The 9,236-nt window shown below is 63.8% G+C and carries 9 protein-coding genes; all 9 read left to right on the top strand.

Going from position 1 to position 9,236, the window contains the following annotated elements:
* On the top strand, positions 1-272 hold a 272-nt coding region (locus ASG57_RS17695), incomplete at its 5' end, for a HoxN/HupN/NixA family nickel/cobalt transporter (protein ID WP_502690799.1).
* A 267-nt stretch (positions 273-539) separates the two neighbouring features.
* Positions 540-1,859, top strand: a complete 1,320-nt coding sequence (locus ASG57_RS17690) for a DUF3422 domain-containing protein (protein ID WP_024338467.1) — start codon at positions 540-542, stop codon at positions 1,857-1,859.
* 68 nt (positions 1,860-1,927) lie between these two features.
* The gene (locus tag ASG57_RS17685) at positions 1,928-2,944 is read left to right on the top strand and encodes an NADH-quinone oxidoreductase subunit B family protein (RefSeq protein ID WP_024338466.1); all 1,017 of its coding nucleotides are present in this window, start codon (positions 1,928-1,930) and stop codon (positions 2,942-2,944) included.
* Positions 2,941-4,380, top strand: a complete 1,440-nt coding sequence (locus tag ASG57_RS17680) for a nickel-dependent hydrogenase large subunit (protein ID WP_024338465.1) — start codon at positions 2,941-2,943, stop codon at positions 4,378-4,380. Before ASG57_RS17685 ends, ASG57_RS17680 begins: the two co-directional genes overlap by 4 nt.
* 197 nt (positions 4,381-4,577) lie before the next feature.
* Entirely contained in the window at positions 4,578-5,669 is a 1,092-nt protein-coding gene (locus tag ASG57_RS17675) for a hydrogenase small subunit (RefSeq protein ID WP_024338464.1), read from the top strand.
* A gap of 29 nt (positions 5,670-5,698) precedes the next feature.
* Positions 5,699-7,489: a nickel-dependent hydrogenase large subunit gene (locus ASG57_RS17670; protein WP_024338463.1), complete on the top strand. Its 1,791-nt coding sequence runs from the start codon at positions 5,699-5,701 to the stop codon at positions 7,487-7,489.
* A gap of 9 nt (positions 7,490-7,498) precedes the next feature.
* On the top strand, positions 7,499-8,242 hold the full coding sequence (gene cybH, locus ASG57_RS17665) for a Ni/Fe-hydrogenase, b-type cytochrome subunit (protein WP_057196873.1): 744 nt from the start codon (positions 7,499-7,501) through the stop codon (positions 8,240-8,242).
* Between the two features lie 16 nt (positions 8,243-8,258).
* Positions 8,259-8,837, top strand: coding sequence for a HyaD/HybD family hydrogenase maturation endopeptidase (locus tag ASG57_RS17660; RefSeq protein ID WP_024338461.1), 579 nt, complete (start codon positions 8,259-8,261; stop codon positions 8,835-8,837).
* Positions 8,838-8,864: 27 nt separating this feature from the next.
* Complete coding sequence (locus ASG57_RS17655) at positions 8,865-9,161, top strand: HypC/HybG/HupF family hydrogenase formation chaperone (RefSeq protein ID WP_024338460.1); 297 nt, start codon at positions 8,865-8,867, stop codon at positions 9,159-9,161.
* The last annotated feature ends 75 nt before the right edge of the window (positions 9,162-9,236 follow it).

Here is a 9,236-nt window from a genome sequence, read left to right as displayed (position 1 = left end):
CGATCACCGGGGCCTCCGTCGCAGTGGCGCTGTTCATCGGCGGGGTCGAGGCGTTTGGGCTGATCAGCGACCGCCTCGGCCTCTCCGGCGGCATGTGGATGCTGGTCGAGAGCCTCAACGAGTCGCTTGCCAATGTCGGCTTCGTGGTCATCGCGCTGTTCGCGATCGCCTGGCTCGTCTCGGTCGTGCTCCATCGCCGCATTGTCGGGGACGGGCGCCACCGTGCCGGAACGAAAGTCTTGGAATGCGCGGATGCGGCCGAGGCGGCCTGAGTCCGGCCACCGAGGCTGCGCGCTGACGCACTCTCGACCTTGGCGCTGCGCGCCGACGAAGGCCCCGCCCTCGCGCAGAGCAACAGTCCTTCACGCGCACGGCCGCCCACCCACAGCAGCCGTGGCGAGCGCCGAGGGCAAAAGAAAACGGTTCCGTCGCGCCGCACCGGAAGGCCCCGGCTTGGCCGGTCACCGCATCCTTGTATAACCAGCAATGATGCGGTCGTTGGATACATCGCGACCTGAAGGCGTAGCAGAGGACCGCTGATGAACCGAGAGCTCGATCTCGCTGGCTTTGAATTGCATCCGCAGCGTGGTGCGGTGCTGGCCGAGGTGCATGCTCGTCCATTCACCCGGCTGGTGGCCCCGGTTACGGTGCTGCGCTTCGCCTTTCTCAACGAGGGCGAGGGCGCCGCAGCCGATCGGCAGAAGTTCGTCCTATTCTGTACATCGCACGGGCAGGCGACGCCTGATGCCGGGGCCAAACACCATCAGGTGACAATCGACGGGATCCAGCTCCGCTGGGAGCAGCACTCGGAATTCAGCACCTTCACCTGGATCCTGAGCAACCCTGGTGCGTCCCCTCGCGGGTTCGGCGAGATTGGCGACGAGGCCGCCGCATTGATCCGATCGCTCCCTCAGTCCGGTCAGTTGCTGGTTGCAGTCAAGCTCGAGGTCGAACCGACCTCGGTGGCGCTGGAGCGTGCCCAGCAGCTTTTCGAGAGAGGCAGCCTCGCCATAGCCGCGGTCCGCAGCGGGCCGGCCGTCGTTGCATCCGACTTCCGTACGGACGAGCAGGGCTTCGTCCGCATTCTCGTGTGCAATGACGGTCTGTCGCCGGGCCGTCTCGGCGCCCTGGTGCAGCGCGTGCTGGAGATCGAGACCTATCGCACGCTTGCGCTGCTGGGCTTGCCCGCTGCGCTCGAGCTTGCACCCTCCGTCGATCATATCGGCAGGCGGCTCGTCGAAGTGCTCGAGGAGATGCAGCGCGCTGAAGGTCTCAAGCTCAACAACCACCTCCTGGGCGAACTCACCGCTCTGGCCGCGTCGCTGGAGAGGGGAGCGGCCGGCAGCTCGTTTCGTTTTGGGGCCAGCCGGGCCTACTACGATATCGTGCAGGCCCGTCTCGCCGTCATCGAAGGCGGCGAGGTTGCGGGCTATCCGACCTGGTCCTCCTTCCTCGCCCGCCGCATGGCACCGGCGATGCGCACCTGCGCGACGATGGAGGATCGGCAGGCCGACTTGTCGATCAAGCTCGCGCGGGCGGCCGATTTGTTGCGCACGCGCGTCGACGTCGAGCTCGAGGAGCAGAATCGCGATCTGCTGCGCTCGATGAATGAACGCACCCGGCTGCAATTGCGGCTTCAGAGCACGGTTGAAGGCTTGTCGGTGGCGGCCATCGGATATTACGTCGTCAGCCTGTTCGGTTATGTCGCCAAGGGCGCGCATGATGGCGGCCTCCATGTCGAACCCTCGCTCGCGACCGCCATCTTCGTTCCGGTGGCTGTCGCCGTGATCTGGATCGTCACCCGCAATATCCGCAGGCGGCACTTGAAACACGACGAGATGCCGGGCGTCCACGACTGAGCCTTTGAACGAGCCTCTTGCGCTTCGTTGGTGAGCGGTTGAAGCTGGGGGCGAGCGGGAGAAACGAGATGCGCCCATCCGACGGAATGACCAATGTGCTCTGGCTGCAGGGCGCCAGTTGCGGCGGATGCACCATGTCGATTCTCGAGAGCGGCGCCTCGGGCTGGTTCGACGAACTCCGGCAGTTCGGCGTCAATCTGCTATGGCATCCGTCCGTTAGCGAAGAGACTGGCGAGGAAGCGCTCGAAGTCCTGCAGTCCGTGCTCGACGGCAGGGTTCGGCTCGACCTGCTTCTTCTGGAAGGCTCGGTCGCCCGCGGGCCGCATGATACCGGCCGCTTCAACATGCTCGCGGGCACCAATCGCTCCGTCTACAGCTGGATGCTCGACCTTGCGCCGCGTGCTGACTATGTGATCGCAGTCGGAAGCTGCGCGGCCTATGGCGGGGTTCCGGCCGCAGGCTCGAACCCGACCGATGCCGTCGGCCTGCAGTTCGAGGGATCCGAGAGTGGTGGCGCGTTGGGCGCGGCATTCCGCTCGCGGCTTGGTCTGCCCGTCATCAACGTCGCGGGTTGCGCGCCGCACCCGGGCTGGATGATGGAAACCATCTTGGCGCTGACCACCAAGGATCTTGCCGCAACTGACCTCGACGGATATGGACGGCCGAAGTTCATCGCCAACCATCTGGCCCATCATGGCTGTTCGCGGAACGAGTTCTACGAGTTCAAGGCCAGCGCGGAGACGATGTCGGAGCGCGGCTGCCTGATGGAGCATCTCGGCTGCAAGGCGACGCAGGCGGTGGGCGATTGCAACCAGCGCTCCTGGAACGGGGGCGGCTCCTGCACCAAAGGCGGCTATGCCTGCATTGCCTGCACATCGCCGGGTTTCGAAGGTGCACAGAACTTCCTTGAGACCGCCAAGCTCGCGGGCATTCCGGTCGGACTGCCTACCGACATGCCAAAGGCTTGGTTTGTCGCGCTCGCGGCATTGTCGAAATCGGCGACGCCGCGGCGGGTACGGTTGAATGCGACCGCCGATCACGTGGTGGTGCCACCCGGCGGCTCCGCGGCCAAACGATCATCATGACGCGCATCACGATCGGCCCATTCAACCGTGTCGAAGGCGACCTCGAAGTCCGTCTCGACGTCGAGAGCGGGCGCGTTGTGCGTGCCGAGGTGACTGCACCGCTTTACCGTGGTTTCGAGCAGATCCTCGAAGGGCGGCCGCCGCTCGATGCACTGGCGCTGGCGCCGCGGATCTGCGGCATTTGCTCGGTTTCGCAATCGGTGGCCGCGGCGGCGGCCCTGCGCGATGCGATGGCTATCGAGGCCGCGCCCAATGGACTGCTTGCGACCAATATTGCGCATGCTGCGGAGAACGCGGCCGACCACCTGACCCATTTCTATATCTTCTTCATGCCGGACTTTGCCCGTGAGGCCTACGCCGCGCATGATTGGCACGAGGCGACGCGCGAGCGCTTCGCCGCCACCCGCGGCAGCGCGGCGCGCGACGCTTTGCCGGCTCGGGCGCGACTGCTTGAGATCATGGGCATCATCGCCGGAAAATGGCCGCATAGCCTCGCGTTCCAGCCTGGCGGAACCACGCGCGCCATCGATCTCGGCGAGCGCGTCCGGCTGCTGTCCATCGCGACGGCCTTCCGTAGCTTTCTCGAGCGTGTCGTGTTCGCAGATGCGCTGGAGAATGTGCTGGCGATTGCGACCGCGGACGAGCTCGATCGCTGGCGCGACGGCCGTGGCGGCGATTTTGCCCATTTCCTGCGGCTTGCCGATCGTCTCGCACTCACCGGGCTCGGCAAGGGCAGCGGCTTGATGATGAGCTATGGCGCCTATCATGGTCCCGACGGCGAGCTGTTTCCGCGCGGCCTGTTCGGCCCGCGTGCTGCGATCGAGCCGTTGCCATTGGCGCAGATCACCGAAGATGTCTCTCACGCGTGGATGCGGGAATCTTCCGCCGATCCGGCCCATAGCCGCACGGTCCCGGACCCGGACAAGCCGGCGGGCTACAGCTGGTGCAAGGCGCCGCGGCTGTCGGGACAGCCTATCGAGGTCGGCGCCATCGCGCGCCAGACCGTGGCGGGGCAGGCGCTGATTACCGACCTGGTTTCGATCAGCGGCACCAATGTGCGCAACCGCGTGATCGCGCGGCTGATCGAGACTGCGCGGATTGCGCTCGCGATCGAGCAGTGGACGCGCGCGCTGCGGCTGTCTGAGCCGTTCTGTCACGGTGGGCGGGAAGTCCCGAACGGCAGCTATGTCGGCCTCGTCGAGGCTGCGCGCGGCAGTCTTGGGCATTGGATGGCGGTACGCGACGGCAAGATCGAGCGTTACCAGATCATCGCACCGACGACCTGGAATTTTTCCCCGCGCGATTCCTTCGACATTGGTGGTCCGCTGGAGCAGGCGCTGGTCGGCACTGATGTTGGCGATGCCGGCGCGCGCGCGGTCGCGATCCAGCATATCGTGCGTTCGTTCGATCCCTGCATGGTGTGCACTGCGCACTGACCGGAAACTTCCTTTTCGACTGCAAATCGAGTTGTTTCCGTTTCTGGTGTTCTTAGCCTCGCGCTGGACCGCCCGCCCACGCGGCTCCATGCGCAAGGTTTTGGAATCTCTTCACTTTTGAATCGTTCCAAGTCGTTGGCCTGCTTCTTGCTGTCTTTGGCGTCATCGAAAAGTCAAAGCCGAAGGCGGGAGGATTCATGGGCGCGGCGACGGAAACGTTTTACAGCGTGATCAGGCGGCAAGGCATCACGCGTCGGAGCTTTCACAAATTCTGCAGCCTGACGGCAACCAGCCTCGGCCTCGGACCGCTGGCGGCGAGCCGTATCGCCAACGCGCTTGAGACCAAGCCGCGCGTGCCCGTGATCTGGATGCACGGCCTCGAATGCACCTGCTGTTCGGAGAGCTTCATCCGCTCCGCGCATCCGCTGGTCAAGGATGCGGTGCTGTCGATGATCTCGCTCGACTACGACGACACCATCATGGCGGCTGCTGGCCACCAGGCCGAAGCCATCCTCGAGGAGACCCGCGCCAAGCACAAAGGCCAGTACATTCTCGCGGTGGAAGGCAATCCGCCGCTGAACGAAGGCGGGATGTTCTGCATCGACGGCGGCAAGCCGTTCGTCGAGAAGCTGAAGATGATGGCCGAGGACGCGATGGCGATCATCGCCTGGGGCGCCTGCGCCTCCTGGGGCTGCGTGCAGGCGGCAAAGCCCAATCCGACGCAGGCGACGCCGATCGACAAGGTGATCACCAACAAGCCGATCATCAAGGTGCCGGGATGCCCCCCGATCGCCGAGGTGATGACCGGCGTCGTCACCTTCATTACCACCTTCGGCAAGCTGCCCGAGCTCGACCGCCAGGGCCGGCCGAAGATGTTCTACTCGCAGCGTATTCATGACAAGTGCTACCGGCGCCCGCATTTTGACGCGGGGCAGTTCGTCGAGGAGTGGGACGACGAGGCCGCGCGCAAGGGGTACTGCCTCTACAAGATGGGCTGCAAGGGGCCGACCACCTACAACGCGTGCTCGACCGTGCGCTGGAACGGCGGTGTCTCGTTCCCGATCCAGTCGGGCCATGGATGCATTGGCTGCTCCGAGGACGGCTTCTGGGACAAGGGCTCGTTCTACGACCGTCTCACCAGCATCAAGCAGTTCGGCATCGAGAAGAACGCCGACCAGATCGGCATGGTGGCGGCCGGCGCCGTCGGCGCCGCGGTGGCGGCGCATGCGGCTGTGACCGCTGTCAAGCGGCTCGCGACCAAGCGCGAAGACGCCGACCACAACAGCTGATCGAAAAGACACAGCAGGGCAGGACAATCATGGGTATCCAGACTCCCAACGGCTTCAATCTCGACAATTCCGGAAAGCGCATCGTCGTGGACCCGGTGACGCGTATCGAGGGTCACATGCGGGTCGAGGTCAATGTCGACGCCGATAACGTCATCCGCAATGCGGTTTCGACCGGCACGATGTGGCGCGGCATCGAAGTGATCCTGAAGAACCGCGACCCGCGCGACGCCTGGGCGTTCACCGAGCGGATTTGCGGAGTCTGCACCGGCACCCACGCGCTGACATCGGTGCGCGCGGTCGAGAACGCGCTCGGGATCACCATTCCGGAGAACGCCAATTCGATCCGCAATTTGATGCAGCTGGCGCTGCAGGTGCACGACCACGTCGTTCATTTCTATCACCTTCATGCGCTGGATTGGGTCGACGTGGTCTCCGCGCTCTCGGCCGATCCGCGCGCGACCTCGACGCTGGCGCAGTCGATTTCGAGCTGGCCCCTGTCGTCGCCGGGCTACTTCAAGGATCTGCAGACCCGGCTGAAGAAGTTCGTCGAGTCCGGGCAGCTCGGACCGTTCAAGAACGGCTATTGGGGCAGCAAGGCCTACAAGCTGCCGCCCGAGGCCAATCTGATGGCGGTGGCGCACTATCTGGAGGCGCTCGATTTCCAGAAGGAGATCGTCAAGATTCACACTGTCTTCGGCGGCAAAAACCCGCATCCGAACTGGTTAGTCGGCGGCGTGCCCTGTCCGATCAATGTCGACGGCACCGGCGCGGTGGGTGCCATCAACATGGAGCGGTTGAACCTGATCTCGTCGATCATCGATCAACTGATCCAGTTCAACGAGCAGGTCTATCTGCCCGACGTGGCGGCGATCGGCTCGTTCTACAAGGATTGGCTCTATGGCGGCGGCCTTTCGGGTCAGAGCGTGCTCTCCTACGGAGACGTGCCCGAGCATGCCAATGACTACTCCGACAAGAGCCTGAAACTGCCGCGCGGGGCCATCATCAACGGCAATCTGTCCGAGGTGTTTCCGGTCGATCACGCCAACCCGAACGAGATCCAGGAGTTCGTGGTCCACTCCTGGTATAAATATCCCGATGAAACGAAGGGACTGCATCCCTGGGACGGCATCACCGAGCCGAACTACGTGCTGGGAGCCAATGCGAAGGGCACCAAGACCGCGATCGAGCAGCTCGACGAGGGCGGAAAGTATTCCTGGATCAAGGCGCCGCGCTGGAAGGGACACGCCATGGAGGTGGGACCCCTCGCGCGCTGGGTCGTCGGTTACGCGCAGAACAAGGCGGAGTTCAAGGACCCAGTGGACAAGTTCCTGAAGGATCTTAATCTGCCGACGTCGGCGCTGTTCTCGACGCTCGGCCGCACTGCGGCGCGTGCGCTCGAATCGGTCTGGGCCGGGCGCCAGATGCGGTACTTCCAGGACAAGCTGATCGCCAACATCAAAGCCGGCGACAGTTCGACCGCAAACGTCGACAAGTGGAAGCCGGAGAGCTGGCCCAAGGAGGCCAAGGGCGTCGGCTTCACCGAGGCCCCGCGTGGCGCGCTCGCGCACTGGATCAAGATCAAGGACACCAAGATCGACAACTACCAGTGCGTGGTGCCGACCACCTGGAACGGCTCGCCGCGCGATCCCAAGGGAAACATCGGTGCTTTCGAAGCATCACTCCTGAACACGCCGATGGTCAATCCCGAGCAGCCCTTGGAAATCCTGCGCACGATCCATTCATTCGATCCGTGTCTCGCCTGTTCGACGCACGTCATGAGCCCGGACGGCCAGGAACTCGCCAAGATCAAGGTCAGGTAGGAGGTCGCCATGATGGATGCAATTGCTCCTGCTTCGGACGGCAGGCCCGACCTCGCGGCGATCGCGGCCGACGCTTCCGGAGAACGTGCGGTGGGGCGGCCCACCGTCTATGTTTACGAAGCACCGGTGCGGATCTGCCACTGGGTGAACGCGTTCTCGATTCTGGTGCTGATGGTGACCGGTTATTTCATCGGCTCGCCGCTGCCGACGGTCGCAGGCGAGGCGTCGGATCATTTCGTCATGGGCTACATCCGCTTCGCCCATTTCGCCGCGGGACAGGTGCTCGCGGTGTTCTTTCTCACGCGTATCCTATGGGCCTTCGTCGGCAATCACCACTCGCGGCAAATCTTCTACATTCCGGTTCATCGCAAGCAGTTTTGGAAGGAAGTGCTTCACGAGATCCGCTGGTACGCGTTTCTGGAGCGCGAGCCGAAGATGTATGTTGGTCACAACCCGCTGGCGCAGACCGCGATGTTCACGGGTTTCACGCTGTTCGTGGCCTTCATGATCGTCACCGGCTTTGCACTCTATTCGGAAGGGATGGGCATCGACAGCTGGCAGTACAAGCTGTTCGGCTGGGTGTTTGCGATCTGGCCGAACAGCCAGGACGTCCACACCTGGCATCACCTCGGCATGTGGGCGTTGGTCGTGTTCGTGACGGTGCACATCTACGCGGCGATCCGCGAGGACATCATGTCGCGCCAGAGCATCATCTCCTCGATGATATCGGGCGAACGGCAATTCCGCGATTGAGACGGGAACGCTATCGATGCCGACATCCTCGCAAGACAACCGCATTCTGGTGCTCGGCATCGGCAATATCCTGTGGGCCGACGAGGGCTTTGGCGTGCGTACGGTGGAGGAGTTTCACCGTCGCTACGACGTGCCTGACAACGTCACCATTCTCGACGGCGGCACGCAGGGTCTCTACCTCGTGAACTATCTGGAAGAGGCCGACCGCCTGATCGTGTTCGATGCCATCGACTACGGCCTCGCGCCGGGCCAATTGAAGCTGGTACGCGACGACGAGGTGCCGCGCTTCACCGGCGCCAAGAAGATGAGCCTGCACCAAACCGGCTTCCAGGAGGTGATCAGCGCAGCTGATCTGCTCGGCAGATGCCCGAAACACCTCGTGTTGATCGGCTGCCAGCCGCTCGACCTCGAAGATTGGGGTGGGCCGCTGACGGCGCCCGTGCGGGGCCAGATCGCGCCCGCGATCGATCTTGCCTGTCAGATCTTGGCCGAGTGGGGGGGGGAGGTGCGGCCGCGCCGCGAACCATTGCCGGCATCCGAGCGGCTGCTCGGCAACGACATCGATCATCTCAATTATGAGATGCGGCCGGCCTGACGGCGCGGCCCTTTTGGAGAAAGCGCGATGTGCCTCGGCCTGCCGATGACGATTGTCGAGACCGATGGGATGTCGGCGCTGTGCGAATTTCGTGGCGAGCAGCGCCGCGTCTCGCTGCTGCTGCTTTCCAGTCCGCCGGTCGGGGCCCACGTGCTGGTCTACATCGATACCGCAATCCGGCTGCTCGATGAGGAAGAGGCCCGCCTGATCGGGGCTGCAATTGACGGCCTTGGCGCCGCACTCGATGGCGAGGATTGCGACCGCTTTTTCGCCGACCTGATTGGTCGCGAGCCGCAACTGCCTGCACACCTTCGGTCGGAGTAAGCCCGCCTCTGCGTCGGGGTTCATTGTGCCGCGCGCCAGATCGGCTCGCGACATTGCGCGCCAGTGGAAGGTGGC

It is taken from the genome of Bradyrhizobium sp. Leaf396, assembly GCF_001424605.1.
In the GTDB taxonomy this organism is placed as follows: domain Bacteria; phylum Pseudomonadota; class Alphaproteobacteria; order Rhizobiales; family Xanthobacteraceae; genus Bradyrhizobium; species Bradyrhizobium japonicum_C.
This window is presented reverse-complemented; position numbering and strand designations above follow the sequence as displayed.